This window comes from Treponema denticola, assembly GCF_024181405.1.
Classification (GTDB): Bacteria; Spirochaetota; Spirochaetia; order Treponematales; family Treponemataceae; genus Treponema_B; species Treponema_B denticola_D.
In genome coordinates this window covers 693024-712604 of sequence record NZ_CP051302.1, presented here as the reverse complement: position 1 = coordinate 712604, position 19581 = coordinate 693024, and the positions used below count along the sequence as shown (strand labels likewise).

15 protein-coding genes are annotated in these 19581 nt (G+C 38.0%); 2 read left to right on the top strand and 13 right to left on the bottom strand.

The genetic code is table 11. The features are described 5' to 3' along the window. Positions 1–17: 17 nt before the first annotated feature. From HGJ18_RS03235 to HGJ18_RS03220, 4 genes are read right to left on the bottom strand one after another with little or no spacing between them, the layout of a single operon-like run. The gene (locus HGJ18_RS03235; protein WP_253697647.1) at positions 18–626 is read right to left on the bottom strand and encodes a YigZ family protein; all 609 of its coding nucleotides are present in this window, start codon (positions 624–626) and stop codon (positions 18–20) included. Beyond that, complete coding sequence (locus HGJ18_RS03230; protein ID WP_253697646.1) at positions 623–2185, bottom strand: ComEC/Rec2 family competence protein; 1563 nt, start codon at positions 2183–2185, stop codon at positions 623–625. Before HGJ18_RS03230 ends, HGJ18_RS03235 begins: the two co-directional genes overlap by 4 nt. Further along, positions 2179–3351 (bottom strand): hypothetical protein, encoded by a 1173-nt coding sequence (locus tag HGJ18_RS03225; protein ID WP_253697645.1) that lies wholly within the window; start codon positions 3349–3351, stop codon positions 2179–2181. Before HGJ18_RS03225 ends, HGJ18_RS03230 begins: the two co-directional genes overlap by 7 nt. Next, positions 3348–4502 carry a PilZ domain-containing protein gene (locus HGJ18_RS03220; RefSeq protein WP_253697644.1) on the bottom strand — a complete coding sequence of 385 codons (1155 nt, stop codon included), beginning with the start codon at positions 4500–4502 and terminating at the stop codon, positions 3348–3350. The genes HGJ18_RS03225 and HGJ18_RS03220 overlap by 4 nt, the downstream gene beginning before the upstream one ends. A gap of 32 nt (positions 4503–4534) precedes the next feature. On the opposite strand from HGJ18_RS03220, the gene HGJ18_RS03215 reads away from it, so the two are divergent. Continuing rightward, complete coding sequence (locus HGJ18_RS03215; RefSeq protein WP_253697643.1) at positions 4535–5029, top strand: CPBP family intramembrane glutamic endopeptidase; 495 nt, start codon at positions 4535–4537, stop codon at positions 5027–5029. Here HGJ18_RS03215 and HGJ18_RS03210 read toward each other — a convergent pair. The 9 genes from HGJ18_RS03210 to HGJ18_RS03170 form a co-directional block, all read right to left on the bottom strand. After that, on the bottom strand, positions 5005–6936 hold the full coding sequence (locus HGJ18_RS03210) for a motility associated factor glycosyltransferase family protein (RefSeq protein ID WP_253697642.1): 1932 nt from the start codon (positions 6934–6936) through the stop codon (positions 5005–5007). The genes HGJ18_RS03215 and HGJ18_RS03210 overlap by 25 nt on opposite strands. Beyond that, positions 6917–8779 carry a penicillin-binding protein gene (locus tag HGJ18_RS03205; RefSeq protein ID WP_253697641.1) on the bottom strand — a complete coding sequence of 621 codons (1863 nt, stop codon included), beginning with the start codon at positions 8777–8779 and terminating at the stop codon, positions 6917–6919. The genes HGJ18_RS03210 and HGJ18_RS03205 overlap by 20 nt, the downstream gene beginning before the upstream one ends. After that, complete coding sequence (gene lepB, locus HGJ18_RS03200; RefSeq protein WP_253697640.1) at positions 8767–9303, bottom strand: signal peptidase I; 537 nt, start codon at positions 9301–9303, stop codon at positions 8767–8769. The genes HGJ18_RS03205 and lepB overlap by 13 nt, the downstream gene beginning before the upstream one ends. 14 nt (positions 9304–9317) lie before the next feature. Continuing rightward, positions 9318–10865, bottom strand: a complete 1548-nt coding sequence (locus HGJ18_RS03195) for a helicase HerA-like domain-containing protein (protein ID WP_253697639.1) — start codon at positions 10863–10865, stop codon at positions 9318–9320. Positions 10866–10976: 111 nt separating this feature from the next. Continuing rightward, complete coding sequence (locus HGJ18_RS03190; protein ID WP_253697638.1) at positions 10977–12581, bottom strand: ATP-binding cassette domain-containing protein; 1605 nt, start codon at positions 12579–12581, stop codon at positions 10977–10979. Between the two features lie 110 nt (positions 12582–12691). Next, positions 12692–13990, bottom strand: coding sequence for a metallopeptidase TldD-related protein (locus HGJ18_RS03185; RefSeq protein WP_253697637.1), 1299 nt, complete (start codon positions 13988–13990; stop codon positions 12692–12694). Continuing rightward, entirely contained in the window at positions 13990–15417 is a 1428-nt protein-coding gene (locus HGJ18_RS03180) for a TldD/PmbA family protein (RefSeq protein ID WP_253697636.1), read from the bottom strand. The genes HGJ18_RS03185 and HGJ18_RS03180 overlap by 1 nt, the downstream gene beginning before the upstream one ends. A gap of 44 nt (positions 15418–15461) precedes the next feature. Then, positions 15462–17489 (bottom strand): transketolase, encoded by a 2028-nt coding sequence (tkt, locus tag HGJ18_RS03175; protein ID WP_253697635.1) that lies wholly within the window; start codon positions 17487–17489, stop codon positions 15462–15464. Between the two features lie 21 nt (positions 17490–17510). Then, the gene (locus HGJ18_RS03170) at positions 17511–18998 is read right to left on the bottom strand and encodes a hypothetical protein (protein ID WP_366793370.1); all 1488 of its coding nucleotides are present in this window, start codon (positions 18996–18998) and stop codon (positions 17511–17513) included. A gap of 127 nt (positions 18999–19125) precedes the next feature. On the opposite strand from HGJ18_RS03170, the gene HGJ18_RS03165 reads away from it, so the two are divergent. Continuing rightward, complete coding sequence (locus HGJ18_RS03165) at positions 19126–19575, top strand: ASCH domain-containing protein (protein WP_253697633.1); 450 nt, start codon at positions 19126–19128, stop codon at positions 19573–19575. The last annotated feature ends 6 nt before the right edge of the window (positions 19576–19581 follow it).

Below are 19581 nucleotides of genomic sequence, written 5' to 3'. Positions count from 1 at the left end.
GGCATATTTGCAAATTCTCAAAACCTGTCATACATTGGAAAGACTAAACTTATACCGCCCTTTGAAGCATTTTCAATAAAGGCTTCAAAGGGTGCTTTTTTATCTAAAGGAATTTGTCCTCGAAATCTTATCTTTTCTTCGTAAGATAATTCTAAATGTTCAACCGAAAATTCATCAAGGTGACGCTTTAAATTTTCCCATTCGGAATAAGAGCATTCAAATTGAAAAGTCTCTTTTTTGATAAGCTCTTCGGTTGAAGCTTCTTGAAGAACAAGTTTTGCAGAATCCGAGTAAGCTTTTACCAAACCGCCTGTTCCCAAAAGGGTTCCTCCGAACCAGCGTGTAATTGTAAGCATTATGTTTGTGATTTCTGAACCCTTGAGCACTGCAAGAGCCGGCCGGCCGGCCGTTCCCGAAGGTTCCCCGTCATCGGAACAGCCTAAGACTTCTCCGTTTTCGCCTGCTACAAAGGCATGAACTACATGGCGGGAGTCTTCATATTTTTCCTTTTGGCTTTTTAAAAGCTCTCTGGCTTCGGCGGCCGAATTTATAGGAAAAATTTCCGCTAAAAATCTTGAGTTTTTTACGTTTAGCTCACTTGAAGCATACTGCATTAAAACTTTCATTTTAAAAGACTCTCCATCTTTTTTAATTTCCTGTCGGCATAAAACACACAAATTAAGCCGGCCGTAAAGGGAAGTATTGCAAAAGTCAAGCCGGCAAAAAAAGTATCTGCCGTCATCAGCGGAAAAAGGGCAAAAGTTCGAATAATAAAAAATATCAAATCATAAAAAGCATTTAAAAAGTAAGAAAAAATAAAGCCTGTAAACGGAAATAAAAGAGAAATAAAAATTGCCGCAAGGCCTAAAATTAAAAAGGCAGATATAAGAGGGCTTACAATGACAGAAGCAATTATACCTATAGGTGCTAAGACTCCTATCTTGCTTATTACAATGGGGGCGGTAAAGGTTTGAGCTCCTATTGAAGCCGAAAAACTTCCCAGTATTTTAGGAGGGATTTTTCCGGTTAGAATATCATGTACGGCACTTCCAAAGATGAGAATTCCGGCCAAGGCTCCGTACGAAAGCATAAAGCCGAGACTTAGGGCATCATCAGGTTTTACTGCAATATGAAAAATAAGCATTGTACATAAAACCGAAATCATCGGAGGCTGAAGCCCTAAGGACTTGCCTATAATAATTAAAATCATCATGCCGAGGGCTCGGTTTAAAGATGGAGCAGCTCCTGCAAACCAAACAAAGAAGATAATGGAAACTAGAGAAAACTTTATCGCAAGGCTTTTTTTTCCGAATATAGAACCCATCTGCAAGGCGGTTAAGCTTACCAAAGAAACATGCATCCCCGAAAGGGCCAAAACGTGAGCAAGCCCTGCATTTCTAAAAGCTTCCGAAACAGGAAGAATCAAAAAATCCCTGTTTGCAGAAAGGAGGGCTAAAAGCAAGGCACCGGCACTCCCCCACCCTGCCAACAAACGCATAAGATAAAACCGTAAAAAAGCCCTGAATCTTAAAACGGCCGATCTCCAACCTAAAAATTCGGGAACGGATTTATCTCCAAAAAAAGCCAAGGGGCTCATAGCGTTTTTCTTTGCTCCGAAACGGCCCGAAGCTTCAAATATTACGCCCTTGGAAAAATTGGCTAAAGCTTCTTTTCTTGAACCGGTCTTATAGGGCGCCGAATCGGCGACCTTGTAGACCGAAATTCCGTAAGCATTATTTTGTAATACCATATCCGAAGGAAAAAATATTTTTATATTTCCCTTTGCAGAAAATTTTGCCCCATTATTATACGAAAAAGAAATAAGTTTAGCATTTGCAGCATAGTATTTTTCACCTGCAGGATAAGCTTCTCCCGTAAGCTCGGCTTGAATGCTTTTAACCTTATTTAATTCGGCAAGGGAAAAAGGCTCCGCATAGATAAAAAATAAACGCAATACTGCAAAGCTTCCTATAAAAAGCCCTGAAAAGATAAAAAAGAACTTCTTTTTTCTAAATATAAAACCGATTATAAAACTTAAAATAAAAATAGAACTTATCAAAAATTTATTAAAATAATTTCCTATTGCACAAAAAAAATAAAAAGATAGAACAGCCGCACAGGCTGAAATTACAATCGGTTTTAATACAAAAAACGTATTACGTGTTAATCTGTTTTCATTTACCACTTTAACTCCTCTATGGCATTTCGAGAAGCTTGTTTAACCGTTTCAGAATAATTTAAGTATTCAACATACAATAGATAGTCAAATGCGGTTTTATCCCCAAGCTTTCTCAAAGCCGTAATCACACTGAGCACTAGAGGCTCACTGTATTGCTTTGTTTTTTCGGTTTCCGAATTTAACACACCTAAAAATATCGACAAATTTTGAGAACACTCGATTGTACCTAAATTTCCCATACAATCGATTATCTTAATAAGCAATTCATCGCCCCGCAGGCTCGTTTTACGCAAACCTTGAGCATAGTAAAAAAATTTGTTTACCTGCGAAGAAGCCTTACTCCACTTCAATGCAGATAAAACAGGTAAAGTCTCTTCAATCAAGTTTTCAGAACTCTCAAGATCCGCTCCTTTTAGATTTTTAAGACCGTAATCAATTACAAGCTCACTAATCCTGCCAAGCTCAGGGCCCTCAATACGCTTATTTTCTTTTGCCAATAAATACAGTGTCCATATATATTGTATGTTTTTTTGCATTGTTTTAGCAAGAATTTCATCAAAATAATTAAAAGAAATATTATTTAATGCAGTTTTTACCGTATCCTTTAAACCATCGTTTACAGGATAAAATAAGGTTTTAATCAAGACGTCAAAAGAAGAAGGATCTGCAAAATTCCCGAGAGCTTCGGCGTAGACTCTTAGAAGATTAACGTTAGACGCCTTGCCTGAAAGTAAATCGGATAAACCTGAATCATAAAGGGAATTCAGATAATCCGTAAAGGCGGAATCTTTTTGAACCAATTTGCTTAGACTTTTTAAGCAGGCTATTTGAAAATCTTCATTTTCAACCGTAGAAAACAAGTAGCGGATACTTGCAGAGGCCTTTAATTCGTTTAGCTCTCCAAGCTTGGTTACGGCAATTATACCTATATTTAAAAGCCTGTCATCATTTTGCAATATTTCATAAGAGGTTTTAACATATTCCACCGCATCCTGATATATGGGAATTAAGCTTTTATCATCCGATTGTGAAAGTGAACGCAAAATAACGGCCTTCACATCTATCCCTGCAGAAATAAAATCTTTACGCAAATTTAAAAGCTCATCTTGGTCTACAGCAAAAATAGAAAAAACACAAAAGATAAAAACTAAAACAAAAACTATTCTTTTCATACAGACCCCTTACCTTCTGCAAAATCATAGAGCATTTGACCGTCAGTTAAGCCGTCTTGCAAAAAATCGTTATCTTTTATTTTTTGGTCTGCCACTGAATGATCATTATTTTCTTCTTTTAAAATACTGTTTATAAATTCGGTATTATCATCGGTCGTTGCTATATTATATATGTATGATAAAATAACATTTTTCATTTTTTGATCTAAAAATTCACATTTAAAATGTACTCGCGATTTATTTAAGGGTTGATCATAAACAAAGCGGACAATCTTACCGCACATTACAATCTCGGTATTTTTTAGTTTAAATTGCAGCTTCATTCGGATACCCTTTGCAGCCTTGCCTTTTACAAAAAACATGGCTCCGTCTTCCGATATGTCCTTTATGTTTGATTTTACTCCGCCATGAGTTTCATAATCGGAATTATAAGGATCTCCTGCCCTAAGAGGAAACATCAAGCCTTCAACATCGCATGAAGCTCTAACCGATTTTCTTTTTTGTGTACGAACAATTTTTTTTGAATGTTTAATATAAATTTCTATGCGGTCCTCTATTTTTTTTGCCTTGACGGCTTCAGAACTAAAGACATATCCTGCATCATTTTGTTTCCAAAAATAAACCCTTACAGCCTTATTTTGCCAATTAACTTTTTCGGCTCTTTCTGCAGATGCATCAAAGAGGGCAAACACAAGCTCATTCTTTGTATTTGCCATAAGTTTGCCGTAAACGGTTGTTTCTCGCGGCACAAAGATAATACAAATTTGGCCGATATAAATTTCATGAGTTGATTCAATTCTTCGTTTTTTTTGAACTTCTTCCAATTCAATTTTTGTGCGGTAATCATAGAGTTTGTTAAGTAAAATTTGCATTTTTTGAGAAACATCGGCATCCAGCTTATTTTCAACCTGACGGGCAATAAAGCGTATGCATTCATCTAAGGCCGGAACCGACCAAAAAAGACGGGTTTTATCTTCAAGACCTACATAATTGGCTGTCCGCCACAACAATAAAAGATTAGAAAATAAAAAGCCCCTGTCTTTCCCTTCGGTAAAAAAACGGATTAAATCCAAAAACCGTCTCCCCGGAAGAGTAAACGAGAAAGCCGTAAATAAAAGAAACACAATAATAAAAACTACAAGAATATACATATTTATCTCTTTGTGATATAATACCATAAATTATGCATTTTGATAAGAAGACTCTAAGGTTTTTACTTGAATTTATCTTCATTTTCACCATTTTTGTCCTTCCTCCGATGTTAAATAAGAGGGATTTTACCCCGCCGCCTCAGCCGGAAGGTATCTTTTATGTTTTAGTCTTTATATCGAAAATAGTTTTTTTTGCAGCCTATGAAGAAATTCTATACCGAATATATTTACCGTATAGAATAAAAAGTTTTTACCGAGAAAATTCTAAGAGCTTTAAATCGGCCTTTGCCGCCTATGAAATTCTTCCGGTCATTTTTTTTGCTCTGGCTCACCGTTATTTAGGTCCCTTTAATGTGCTTTATGCTGCGGCCGCAGGAATAATTTTTAGAGTATTATATGTTCTTATACAAAAAAAATCCTCTGCCAAATGCAACATAACAACGGCAAGTATAAAAGCGGCTCTTTGCGTTATAGTACTTCACTCTGTCCACAACGGAATCATCTATCTTTTGATTTTTAAAGGATAAATTAAGGCACAGGTTTCGTATATCTTTTTATAAATTAAAAAATTTTCTTCGTAAACGGAGGTAAAAGATTTGCCGTTACCGGGCTTGATTTCATCTTCATCAAGCAAGAGGTCAAAGCCTATTATGGTATTGGTCTTATCGGTTTTTATTTTTTCGTCGATAAGGTTTAAGCTCTCTATGCTTTTATTTATGATAGAATCTTCAAGTGACTTTCCGTTTTTTAAAGAGTCTAAAAGATTCCGGCATATATCCATACCCTCTTTTGCAAGCTTCATTATTTTTTCCAAATCGGTACTTAATTCTTTTAAGGCCGAGGAAAGGTTTGGAGAAGTTCGGCCAAGACTGTCTTCTTTTTTAGAAGACAAGTTAGGTAAAGCACTCATCTTTTCGATTTTTATTTTTTTTGAAAGAGGCGAAGCTTTTGCTTTAAGTAAAAACTCTTCCATACTTAGGGCCGGCATATTCGGAATTTTTAAGCCCTGCGGTAAAAGATTATAGGTTTTAATATCGGGGAACTCGGCAATCTTACTTTCAAACCACCAAGCATACATCTGCATTCTCTTGTCGCTTAAAACCTTTCCCTCATAGCCTTCTTTTAATTGAGGCGAGGCGGAATAAAGGCTTAGATGCGAAGCTGTTTCCGAAGGAAAAAACCGGTTTGAAAAAGCATTTACATCTTCTTCAAAGCGGCTTCCCTTAAAGTGGGTTTGAAAATCGGGAAAGGCTAAATCGAGTCCTGCAAAAATAATTTCAGAACAGCCTAAAATTCTTGCAAAATCCCAGCAAGCTGTTGCAACGGAACCGCCGGTAACAAGTTTACCCTTTTCGCCTATAAGTTTTTCTATATATTGAGCAAGGGGAAACATGGAAGTGCATAAAAACTTGGCTTTTGTTTTAAGCCGGAAAACGGCCGGATATACGGAAGATTCGGTAATAAGAATCGAATCCGAAATGTCGAGGTCTGCAAGATGAAGATAGTTCCAATATTGAGCATCCATTAAAAGAATAAAGTCGGGTTTTAGGCCATGCCTATGACAAGCCCTTACAGCCGTATCTGCCGCAATGATTATAAACTTATCTTCATTTTCTTTTACAAGATTTATCGTATCATCCAAGCCTGGCCCTGCAGCAATTATCAAAGCAGGACAAGAAGCAAAAATATTTTCTATTTTATTGATGCCAAAAAGACCTTCGGTTTGTTCCATATTTTTTAAAAAATTTTTAAGCCAAAGTTTTCCGAATTTTTTTAAGGTATTTTTGTTTAAATTTGTCTTTTCATTTCTCCGTTTTTTTAAGGCCTCAAACTCTGAAAACCAAGAAGAACTTACATCAATCAATGGCTGAATTTTAAAAGCGGGAATATCAAAAAAAGATTTGCTTTCAAAAAAATCCAACACATCTTTCGGATAAAGGCCTAAAAGAAGAATCAGATTTTCGTGCATAAAAAAATCATCCAAAGGACGGCTTTGTAAAAAAAGAAAAAAAACAAAGAGGTCGGGCTCAATTATAATCAGCGAAGATTTAGGATATTTTTTTGCATAAAGTTCTTGAGTATAGCCCAAACCAAGGCCGCAAAAAATACAAGAGCTTTTAGCCTTTTTATCTTTAAAAAAATCAAGGGAGATATTTTTTTCGGCCTCGCTTATAGGATTATATTTTGAATGCAGGTATTTTCCGTTTATGCGTGCAGTAAAAATCTTTTTATCTTTTTCTTTTAATTTTGCTTCTTCGAGATAATAGCTTTCAGGAATTCTTTCGGCAAATTGTTTAATACCGATCTCGGAGTCAAGGCCCAAGGCAGCAGAGAGCTCAGGAAACCGGCAAGTAAAAAGCTCCGCATTATGAAAAAGGTTCTTATACAAAATTTCACGATTGCCGGCGCTTTCTTTATTCGAGATTGAGCTCAATTTTCATTCCTTTTTTAAGAGGTGTGCCGGGCGGAGGACTTTGAGAGACGACATATCCGTCACCTGTAATTTTTACCGAAAAGTCTTTTTGTAAAAGAAGCTCAAGCAAAAGTTTTTTTGGAACACCCGTTAAGTCGGGCATCTTATCTTTTAAGACGACAGGTTTATTTTCGCTTATGGGGATCCGTCCCGTATGCTCAACGGTTGGGGCGTTTTCCCTTGCAAGCCCGAGATAATCTATAATTTCGTTCGAGGCCTCGGAAATTACGGGAGCCGCAATAACGGAGCCGTATATTTGTCCGACAGGTTTTATGACTGCCGTATATAAAATAATCTTAGGATCATCTGCCGGAAAAATTCCTATACAGCTTGAAATAAAATCGGTCTTACTGTAGCCCCCGCCTTTCTCATTTGCCATCTGAGCTGTTCCGGTTTTTACTGCAATGGGAACTCCGTTGATAGAGGCCCTCCAAGCTATACCCTCTATGGAGCCCGTTCTCATATAGCTTAAAAGCAGCTCGGCATTTTTTTCGGATATAACCTTGTTTAAAACCGATGGCTTATGAAGATAGACAATGTTTCCTTCCTTGTCGGCAACCTTTGAAATAAGAGAAAGCCTCAAAGTGGAACCTTTATTTGTAAAGGCCGTTGCAGCTTCAACCAGCTGCAATGCTGAAACTCCTATTTCCTGCCCCATAGCAATTGTGTGCTTTGTGCGGATAGACCAGTTTTGAGGGGAGGCAAGAAGACCGGCCGTCTCTCCCGGAAGCTCTATATTGGTTTTGGAGCCGAAACCGAAAAGTTTAATCTTTTCATAAAAAGCATTTTTTTCGGTAATATCGGCAATCTGAGCAGTTGCATCGTTACATGAAAGACGGATTACATCCCGCGGGCTTACCCTTCCATGAGTCTTTAAACAGGTTATTGGTTTTACATTGGGCTTGTTAAATTCAAAAAGAGCATTGCAATCATAGACTTGCCCGTCCTTAGTAGTACCCAACTCCAAAAAGGCAGCCATAGAAAATATCTTAAAAACCGACCCCGGCTCATAAACATAGTTTGCAGGACGATCAAGGCGCTGTTCAGGCGTGCTTTCTATAAAGTTTGCAAGGGAAGCAGAAGGAGAGTTTACATAGGCGAGGACTTCTCCGGTCTTTGCATCAACAGCAAGAAAAACGGCAGATTGAGCCTTTGTTTCTTCCATCGTTTTCGATATAATTTTTTCGAGCATGTACTGAATGTTTCCGTCTATGCTTAGATAAACATCGTAGCCCTTGCCTGTATAACCCTTTGTTTCAGGAGGAGGAGAGAGAATATTTTGAAGGGAGTATTCTACGCCTGTTTTACCCCTGCCGTCATCACCTAAAAAACCTACGACTGTAGAGGCTAAGGTATTTTCGGGATAGGTGCGGTTAAACACAGACTCAAACCTGATACCGCTTAATTTATTTTCATCTATAACGTTTTTAACCAAATCCCTTTCACTTTCGCTCATTCTTTTTTTTAAATATAAAAAATTGGATTTGGAATCTTGAATTTTTTCCAAGAGATCTGATTCGTTTTGCATTAAAACAGGGGCCAAGACCTTCGCCGCCTCGGCAGGATTTTTCATAAGGGTTTTATCGGCATAAAGATTATAAATAGTTGTCTGAACTGCAAGGATTTTTTTATTTCTGTCATATATAGTCCCCCTTTCAGTCGAAACCTTAGGCGTAATCACTACAGGTTCTTTCATTATCATGTACTTTGCAAATTGGAGTATAAGCAAAACAACAAAAATAATTACAAGACTTATAAAAAACCAAAACCTAGGTTTTGAAATAAAACTATCTACTTCTTCCATATAAAAACCTTACCGTAAATACCGTCAACGAGGCCAAAACCGTAATCGCGGGAATCATGAGACTCTTTTAGATTATCTCCCAAGGCTAAAACATAGCCCGCCGGAACCCGCACCTTTTCTTCATCGGACATACCGCCTAAATTGCGGAATTGTATAGCCGTCAAGGGTATATCTTTTCCGGAAACCTTCATCGAATAATCGTAATTGTACCCTAATTTTTTAGAAAATTCTATAGGTTCTTCCGAAATACCTACGCATCTTTTTACGGTAAAATGCCCGTCTTTTCGGTACACGATTATATCGCCGCTTTTAGGTCTTGACCAACGGAAAATATACTTATTTTTTAAAGGATGCTTTATACCGTAGGCAGCTTTAAAAATAAATACACAGTCCCCGTCCTTTAAAGAAGGCTCCATAGAAGGGCCGGAAACCTTCTTTACATCAAAGACACAAGACTTGATAAAAGCAAAAAAAAATATAAAGCAAACAAAATAAAGGAGTTTTCTTTTAGTTTTTTTAAACACCTTTTAGCCTTAACCTACTTAAACATCTTTTTTATAGAACCGAAAACTCCGCGGGTAATTTCTCTGCCTACCGTACGGGTCATGCTGTCAACCAAGACACGGCCCAGCCTTCCTGCCTCGCTTCTTTGTTTTTTATTTTGACTCTCTTCCAAACGGCGCCTTGCATTTTCTGCCCGTATTCGGGCATTCTCGGCCCTGATTAAGGCAGCCTCTTCTTTTGCCTTTGCAGCAGCCTCCTTGGTAAGACGTTTTTCTTCAAGTTCTCTTTCGGCAACAAGCTTCTTTTCTTCAAACCGGCCCGTAAGAATTTCATAGGCGGATTCCCTGTCGATTATATCCTTGTACTTATAAAGAAGGGGAGACTCTTCAACAATAGCTTTAAGTTTTGCCTCCCCTACAGTTCCTATCTTACTCTTAGGAGGAGCTATCAGAACCCTTTGACTTACAGATGGACTTCCGTCTTCCTGTAAGAGGGAAACAAGGGCTTCACCAGTTTTAAGCTCTGTAAGAACCTTAGCCGTATCGAATTTAGGATTAGACCTGAAAGTTTCGGCCGAAAGCTTTATGGCCTTTTGGTCCTTGGGAGTAAATGCCCTGAGAGCATGTTGAAATTTATTTCCTAACTGGCTTAAAATACTTTCAGGCAAATCGGCAGGATTTTGCGTAACAAAAAAAACGGCAACACCCTTTGAGCGGATAAGTCTGATCATGGTCTCTATCTTTTCGATGAGGACTGAAGATAAATTATTAAAAAGAAGATGAGCTTCATCAAAAAAGAAAACGATTTTCGGTTTTTCCGTGTCTCCGGCTTCAGGGAGATTTTCATAAAGCTCGGACAAAAACCAAAGCAAAAATGTCGAGTAAAGATTTGGCCTTTGATAGAGGCTCGTAGAATTTAAAACGTTTATATAGCCCCTCCCGTCCGAGGTAAGCTTAAAAAAATCGGCAATTTCCAAGGCAGGCTCTGCAAAAAAATTCTCGGCACCCTCTCCTTCCAAAATGAGGAGAGCCCGTTGAATTGCTCCTATAGAAGAATCGGAAATATTGCCGTATTTAAGCTTTAAATCTTTGCTGTTTTCGCCTATATAAACCAAGATCGATTTTAGGTCTTTTATATCCAAAAGGAGTAATCCATCCTCATCTGCTACTCTAAAGGCAATGTTTAGAACACCTGCTTGAACCTCGTTTAAATTTAAAAGTTTGGATAGAAGAAGGGGCCCCATCTCAGATATGGTAGTGCGGATGGGATGACCGGTTTCTTTTAAGATACTCCAAAGGCGTATAGGATAGGATTTAAACTCGAATTCGGAAAGCCCCAAAAGGCCAAGTCTTTCGTTTATTTTTTGATTAGCCTCGCCCTTTTCGGCAAAACTGCATAAGTCTCCCTTTACATCGGGCAAAAAAACGGGAACACCCATGTCGCTAAAAGCCTCTGCAATTACCTTTAAGGTAATAGTCTTTCCTGTTCCCGTAGCCCCGGCAATGAGGCCGTGCCTATTTGCACGATTAGCCAAAAGCTCTACCCTGTTCTCTCCTACTCCGATAAAAATACCTTTTTCCATATAAACCTCCCAATAAACCGACCTTAAACCGGCTCCCTCCGATTATCGGTCATTGTATGTACTATAAATCAATTTGAATATAATATCAATCCTTAATTTTTAAGAATTCCTTTATTCACTTCCAATTTTTAATATCCTTAAATCTGTATTGCCACTAAGAAATTTTTGTACCGCTTCATCATGTGATATGATAATTAAAATCTTATCCTTAGATTTATTAAGGACTTGGGTTAAAATTGAGTGAATAGAATTTATATCCAAATTAGCAAATGTTTCATCTAAAATAATTAAATCCTTTTCCGCAATGTTCAGCATCAGACGGGCCAAAGCAATCCGCTTTCTCTCTCCTCCTGAAACCTTATCAATTTCACTTGTACCTATGTGCTGTGTTAAATCTTTAATACCCGCAATTTTTGCTGCCGTCTCAAGCTCGGCATCAGAGTACCTATCATTAAACAATAAAATATTTTCTTTGACTGTTCCGCCGATTAAATATATATTTTGATGAATAATTCCTATTTTTTCTTTTAACGAATTTCTATCGATGTTTTCAAACCGAACATCATTAAAAAGAATAGAACCTTTATAATCGATTTCTCCCAAAAGAGCATTGATTAAACTTGTCTTTCCTGCTCCGCTTTTACCGTTTATTAAATAAACATTATGTTTTGTAAATTCGCAATTAAAACTGCTGAATATATTTTTATCGTCATAAGAAACACTCAAGTTTTTGAGTTTTATATTATTTATTTCTTTGCAAATGATAGAAGCATCATTTTCTTTTTCCTTTGCCAGTTTAAAAAAATCTTCTACAGGCTTTTTTAAGGCTTTAACATCTTTTGAATAAGTTCTTAATGTTAAAATACTATTAAAGACGGCAGCGTAGTTCATAGAATACATATACATTGCCAATACGGTACCCGTACTTACATCGGGCGAAATAAAAGTTTTATAGCAGATAATAATAGCGATACTTGTAAAATTACCGATATACTTTAAATAACGGGATTGAGAGCTGGTCAGCATAAGAGAAATATGAGACGAAATATATTTTTTATTGATTTTTTCCAAATGCTTAAAAAAGCCGTTATAGGAAGCGTAATATTTTAAATCGAAATTTCCATATACGGCATCCTTTGCTAAAGCCATTACCTCCGTATAATTAGCTCTTTCATTTATTCTATCCTTGCTTATTTTATCTACAAGTTTTTTACTTACACAATAAAAAAGTATATACCAAAGAATTGTTATCAAGCCCAATTTATAATCCAATAACAAAACAAATAATAATAAGGTCAGCACTTTAATGACAGTACTTATAGATATAAAATACTGCTTAATTACAGCTTCTTTTAATTGTTGAATATCGCTTGTTGCCATCCTTGACAGCTCATCAGGGCTCATTTTAGAAAACACTAAAGTTTTACTGTTCATCACTATCATTAAAAATTCTTTTAACAATTCCAAACCGATACCGTTTGTAAATTTCCAATAATATTTATCCGCCAAATAATCCGAAAAATATTGTACAAATCCTGCTGCTGTCAAGCCTCCCGCCAAAGCTAAAATTATTAAAGGCGGACTATCAAGAAAATTATCCGAAATAAATTTTATTAAGGTGGGAATTCCTTGCGACAATAGCTGGGCCAGTATCATAAAGAGCGTAATTATTAATAACTCTTTTTTCTTAGACAGTATTAACTTAAATATCGACATAGTTCCTCCGTCCATAATAAGAAAGTCAATAAGGAAATATCTCTTTCCTCACTGACTTTCTATTGTCGTAAATCAACAACCCTCCGCACGAATAAAACTTTCGGCTGACACTAATCTCCCAAGACTTCCATATTCGGAATCATAATGCTTTTAGGACCGAGATAGTTTGAATGCTGCACCCTTTCCTTTGAAAAATAAAATTCTTTTTGGGCATCAAACATATTTCCCGAAATCGAGCCGTTATTTATTATGTGCAGAGCCTTCCCGTCAAAATAGCGGGCAAGCCTGAACTCGCCGCCGAAGTCTCCGGTTACCTCATCCTGAAAAAAATCGGAAAAGGTTAATATTTCGACATAGGGCTCTTTTTTTAGGTCGGCTTCCGTTTTAGCTCCTGCACCGACTTCAAAATTTACTATATTGCCCGTAGGTTCTACATTCAAGTAATGAGCAAACTTTATAGAGCCGTGGTAAGTTTTTACGATGCCGTCCTTATAAAGCTCGTGCTCTTTTAAAAGAAGACCGTCCCCGTCATAGGGGGCAGAATAAGGAGAACCCGCCATATTGGGAACGAGCTTGATATTAAGCTTATCTCCTTTTACCCCGCTTCCTTGAAAGTTTTCTCCCAACTTAGCAGCGGAAGACTTTGTATAAACCATCGAAGCGGAGGCTTGCGAAATATAAAAGTCAAAAAAAGAAGCGGCGGCCGTATTTGTGATTATTACATTGACCGACTTAAGGTGCTTGGCCTTTTCGGCGAGAGCCCTTTCTTCAGTTTCCTTTAATTGCTCCGAAACCATATTATCTATGAGCTTTTCACTTTCAGTCGAAAAAGAATTGTCCCCGTAAATTTCAACTTCTTCTTTACCGATAGAACAATCCGTTATAACTTCAATATAGCCCTTGTATTTTTTAAACCGAACATCCACACCTTCGGAGTTTAATATTTGAACTTCCATGTTGTCGATAAAAATTTCGGTAGAATTGATTTCGGCTTTCGTATCCCGCTTTTTATAAATTGCCTTTTGAATCTTGACCAATTCTTCATTTAAGTTTTCGGTATCGAATGAAGAAGAAATACTAAAGGGCTTTTCGGAAGAAGGACGGCTAAGAGGATACCATTCGTTTTTAACAAATTGAGCGGCAAAAGCAGCCTCTTCAATTTTTTTGTTTATTTCCTCTTCGTCCATTGTGGGCGAAAGGCTTACATCGGCAGAACCTCTGTATTTTTTACCGGCTTCTTCAAAATCTTTATAAACCGTGAGCGAAGTATGAAGAACATTTTTTGCACGGTTCATATCCATCTTATCCCTTACCAAAAACATTTCGCCCGATCTTATCTTTGTAAGAACAAGCCTGTATCCGTCTATGTTTTTTTTATTCTTTAAAATAGAAATTATCTTATCTTTCATTATCCAAGTCTCCCGCGTGCTTTAATATATCCGCCTCCTGCAGAGGTTCTTACATATTCTTTATAACCCTTTCCGCAAAAACCTGAACCGCCGAGCTCAAAGTCTTCATCGCCTGAAATCATAGAAATCGAGGAAAGAAGTTCGGGAACATAGCCGGTCAAAAAAATCGGGCCGACTATTTTACCTGTAAGTTTTCCGTCCTTTATTTCGTATCCCTTTTCGACCGCACATTGAATACCCCAGTTTTTAGGGTCTTCCATTCCGCTAAAATAGCCGTCCAAAAAATAGCCCGAATCGACCGATTTTATCATCTCATCGAGGGAAGAATTTTTTGTACTGAAAAAGGTGTTGGTCATTCGGGTGTAGGCCTTGCGCTCAAAGGATTCCCTTTTTCCGTTGCCTGTGGGTTTTATACCTAAGCTCAAGGCCGAAAGGGTGTCGCAGATTCCCCGCTTTAAAATTCCTTTTTCGATAATCTGCGTATCTTGGGCCAAGACTCCTTCATCATCAAAAAGATATGAAGAAACCTGCTCCGCAGCGGCAGCTCCGTCGTGCATATCGGTAATTTCGGAAGCAACCTTCTTGCCGATAAACTCCTTAGCCTTTGCACGGTTTTTAACGAACATATCCATCTCGACCCCATGGCCGAAAGCTTCATGAGCTATAAGGCCCGTAACATTTTGCTTACAGATAATATCGTAAACTCCCGGCTTAATCCTTTCGGCATCCAAAAGCTCCTTTGTTGCATCAATGCTTTTTTTGATATTGCCTTCAACCTCGTGTAAAATTTCCATACCGCAGTTTCCCGAAAAAGCTTGGTAGCTGTACTTTACAGCCTCGCCCTTTTTTAAATAAGGAATAAGATAAGAAATTGCATAAGCATAGGCCTGTTCCAAATCTTTTTTTTGCGAAAGGAAAATTTTGCAAACGGAAACCTCTTCATACCTGACCTGAAAATCTATCATTTCGGGGCAATAGTCAAATCCCTTTTTCATTACGGATTCAAGCCTTTTTATTTTTTGCTCGTCATTCATCGAATCAAAGCTTTCTTTTACTTCGGAATAAAAGCTTTTTGCTAAAGCCTCTTCCTCGATTACGGGATACTTAATTCTTTCAAGGTTTTTCGATTTTAAAAACTCAATATCGGTTTTTGCAATACGCCTGATTTCTTTTTTGATATTTTCAGCATCAATTACATCAAAAGAATACTCCGAATATCCCAGACCGTTATAAACCCGCAAGACAAAACCCCTTTCAGTCGAAAAAGAATCTCCAACCGAAACAGCCGTTTTGCGTACCGAATAAGATTTTCCCTTTGAGTCAGTCCCCAAAATCGAAACATACTCAAATTCTTTAGAAAGCTCTTCTATCAGTTTTTTTAAGACAGGTTTACTGTCCGCTAAAAACTTACTCATCTTTTGCTTCATCTTTATAATACCTCCAAATTGGGCTTAAAGTTCAAATAAAATTATTAATTTTTCTCTATCAGCTTTGCCAAGTTTTCTGACGTAAAGCCTAGGTGTTCTGCGACCTTGGCTCCGGGGGCTGAGGTGCCGAAGCGCTCAATCGAAAAATTATCACACTTGCAGCCTGTCCAGCCTTCCCAGCCTTGGGCGACTCCGGCCTCTGCGGTAATAACACGGATATGCTTTTTACATCCGCCTAAAACTCCATGTTTAAAATCCTTAGGCGAGTTTTCAAACCTTTCTTTCGACATAACGGAAACAACTCTGACCTTTTTATCCTTTACAAGACTTGCAGCCTTTACTGCCATACTTACCTCGGAACCCGTAGCCAAGACAGTTACATCAGGAATTCTCTCAGGCTTGCCTACCGTACAGCCGCAGGCCGAAGCCTCTACATCCTTTACAATGTATGCACCGTTTTTAATCGATTCCCTCCAAAAAAGATCGCTCTTTTCCAAGACAGGTAAATTTTGGCGGCTCAAGATTAAGCATACGGGGCCGTCCTTGTGTAAGAGAGCCTGCTTCCATGCTTCCCCTGTTTCCTCCGCATCGGCAGGGCGTAAAACAAGCACATTCGGAATAGCCCGCAATGAGGCTAAAAGTTCTATGGGCTGATGGGTTGGGCCGTCCTCCCCTACAAAGATTGAATCATGGGTAAATACATAGATTGAAGGAAGCTTCATCAGGGCAGCAAGGCGGAGTGCCGGGCGTAAATAATCGGCAAAGACCAAGAAGGTCGCACAAAATGCCCTAAAACCTCCGTGAAGCTGAATGCCGTTTGTGATTGTCCCCATTGCAAATTCCCTGATACCGAAATAAATATATCTTCCCGAAGGATTTTGATGAGAAAAGGCTGAAATTCCGTCCAAGCCTACGGCATTGGGGCCTTCCAAGTCGGCAGAACCGCCTACAAGGTTGGGAAGAACTTTTGCAAACTCGTTTAAGGCTTTTTTTGAAGCGGCACGGGTTGCAATGCTTTCATCTTTTTTGAATTCGGGGAGCTTTACCGATTTTACAAGGGCTTCATCAGCTCCGCCTTGGGCAAAGGAAAAATCCCATTCTTTTCTTTTTTCGGGATTGGCCTTTGACCAGACTTCAAAGGTTTTATTCCATTCGGCTTCGGCAAAAGCAAGCTCTTCATTTCTCTTTTTAAAGAAAGCATAAGCCTCTTCTGCAACATAAAAATCGCCTTTTCCTTCGAGTAAAAGATTTTTCTTGGCTTCGGCAATGCCGTCTTTTCCTAAGGGAGCGCCGTGTGCCTTGTTTTTGCCTGCAACCGTCGGAGCCCCCTGCCCTATAACGGACTTTAATATTATAAGGGTCGGCCTTTCATCTTTTTTGGCTTCAAGAGTCAGGCGTTCAATATCTTCAAAGGAGTACATAGAGCCGCGCAATACCTGCCAGCCGTAGGCCTTGTACCTTTCTTCGATGTTTTCGGTAAATGTTAAGTCGGTCGAACCGTCAATTGTAATCTTATTTTCATCATAATAAACGATGAGCTTTCCTAATTTTAAGTGGCCTGCCAAACTGGAGCTTTCGGAGGAAACGCCCTCCATCAAACAGCCCTCCCCTACAAGGGCATAAGTATAATGGTCTACTATTTTATGCTCGGCTGTGTTAAAGCGGGCGGCAAGCATTTTTTCGGCAATAGCCATACCTACGGCTGTAGAAATTCCTTGACCCAAGGGCCCTGTGGTGGTTTCAACACCGGGAGTGTCGCCGTATTCGGGATGCCCCGGACATTTGGAGCCAAGCTGCCTAAAACTTTTTATATCTTCGATGGAAACATCGTAGCCTGAAATATGTAAGGCTGAATACAAAAGCATCGAACCGTGGCCTGCAGAAAGCACAAAGCGGTCCCTGTCTTTCCAATCCGGATTTTTAGGATTGTGTTTTAAGATTTTAGCATACAGGGCAGCACCCAATTCGGCAGCTCCCAAAGGGAGCCCGGGATGCCCTGAGTTGGCTTTTTCGATTGCGTCCATCGAAAGACTTCTGATTGAAAGAGCAATAGCTTCCAGTTCGTTTTTCATAAAAAACCTCCAAGATTATTTTTAGGTGAGAGCCGATATTTTATTTCTGATTTCGACCTTCACATCAGTATATACATAAGACAGATTTTCAAGAGACATAGACATTACTTCAATAAAATTAGAATCTTCCGGAGACATAGAAGAAATGAATTCGCTCCACTGAAAAATCTTGTCAAAAATTTGATAAATCATTAAGGCTGATTGACCATCAAAATCCGATGTTTTTAATTTACGCTCATCAAGCTCATTAAAAAATAAAACAAGATTTTTATAAAAGTCTACCAAGTCTGCGCGTAAATCTTTTGAACCATCGTCCTTAAATGGATTATATAGGTTAACCCAATAATCGTAATGCATCTCCAAATAAGTTTTACACTTTGAAGATACGGTTTTATAGTTATTTATAAACTCCGGAATAAAGAAGTCTAAAGATTCTTTTATAAAAAGTCCTTTTACCTCATCATCAAAGCGGGCCACATAATGTGAAGATAAAAAATCCAAAACAAAGCAATCTATAACGGCCTCCGTAACAGGCCTGTTTATAGAATTAAAAAAATTGTCCTCTTTACTTTCGTTATAAGGATAATAAAACCAGCTGTCGGGACAGGCTATCGGTTCATCTAAAACCCCAAATTTTTCCTCGATGCCGTAAGGCATAACACCGAATACATCCTTACGTTCAAAAAACAATTCCATCGGCGCTGCATTTTCATTAAAAAGAGCATCTTCAGCCAAAAAGAAAGCAAAGGAAAGAATCTCTTGAGTTGTCGAGTCCATAGGTAATATCTTTAAGGAAGAGCGGACGGCCGTTTCAAAGAGACTAAACCAATTCGAAATATCATCTTCTAAAAGCTCATGGCTTTCTTTTAAGATTTCAAATTCCGCATTTGCCCAATCCTTGATATGCACAAAAAAACGCATAGGATAATCGAAATTACATTCATCAAAAACGGCCGAAAAATCCCAAGCAGTTACGGCAAAACGCGCTTCGGGATTAAAACTATCATGTAAACGGGAAAAGGTCTCTACATTTTCTTCATAGTCTTCGCATAAAATATTGGAAAGATCGCTTTCGGTATATAAAAAATAAAAGGAAAAAATTCTATCAAAGCTCAAATATACCCTGCGTTTAGGGATTTCTTTTCCCTCATAAAAAAGTTTTGCCTCATGAGCATATTTATCTGCCGGCAAAAAGGGTAAAAACCGCGAGCCGGGGATAAAAATTTTCATTTCATTTTCCGTATCCGAAATTTGTACACAAAATTTTTTGCCGGTAAAAAATCCGTGCTTGCTAATCCATACCCCGTCATCCGAATCGGGATCAGGAAAAAAATACGCGAGCGACAAGGAAATTAAAAAAATACCCAAAGTAGAATCATCAAAATTTTTTAGACCGATAAAATTTTTAAGATCTTCAAGAGTAAAGGCTTCCCCAACATTTTTTAAAAATAAGTTAATTTTAGGCAATAATGGTTCTAATCGGTCAAACATTGTGCGGTATTTTAGCATATTAATCGTTTTTTTTCAAGATCGAGAAAAAAAGGTACCGAAACTTGATGAAATGACAGAATGTGGGAAAAATGATATAATGGATTAGAGAAAAATTTACAAATTTGAAGTTGAGGAGATTATTTGAATGAGTGATAAAATAAAAGAGTTTTGGATTAAATTTTGTAATGAAAAGAAATTGCCGAAAGATACAAAATATGAAGCTTGGAGTTTCGGCAATACAAAAGAGATGGCTGATGAATTGGCAAAATTAGTGAATTGTAACATCAAGACAGCTACGACCTCAGCATTTGAACTATATGAAATTGGAGAGGATATACCGCAGGTGGGAGAGTATAATATTATTCTCAATGGTTCAGAAGAGCCGGTATGTATTACGCAAACAAAGGTAGTGTATATCATGCCTTATAACTTAATTACACCGGAACATGCATGGCATGAAGGCGAAGGGGATAGGAGCTATCAATATTGGAGAGAGGTTCATGACAGCTTTTTTTGTGAAGAATATAAATCGGTTGGCAAAAATTTTTATGAACAAGCTCCTATGTTATGCGAAGTGTTTGAAAAAGTCTATTAGATAAAT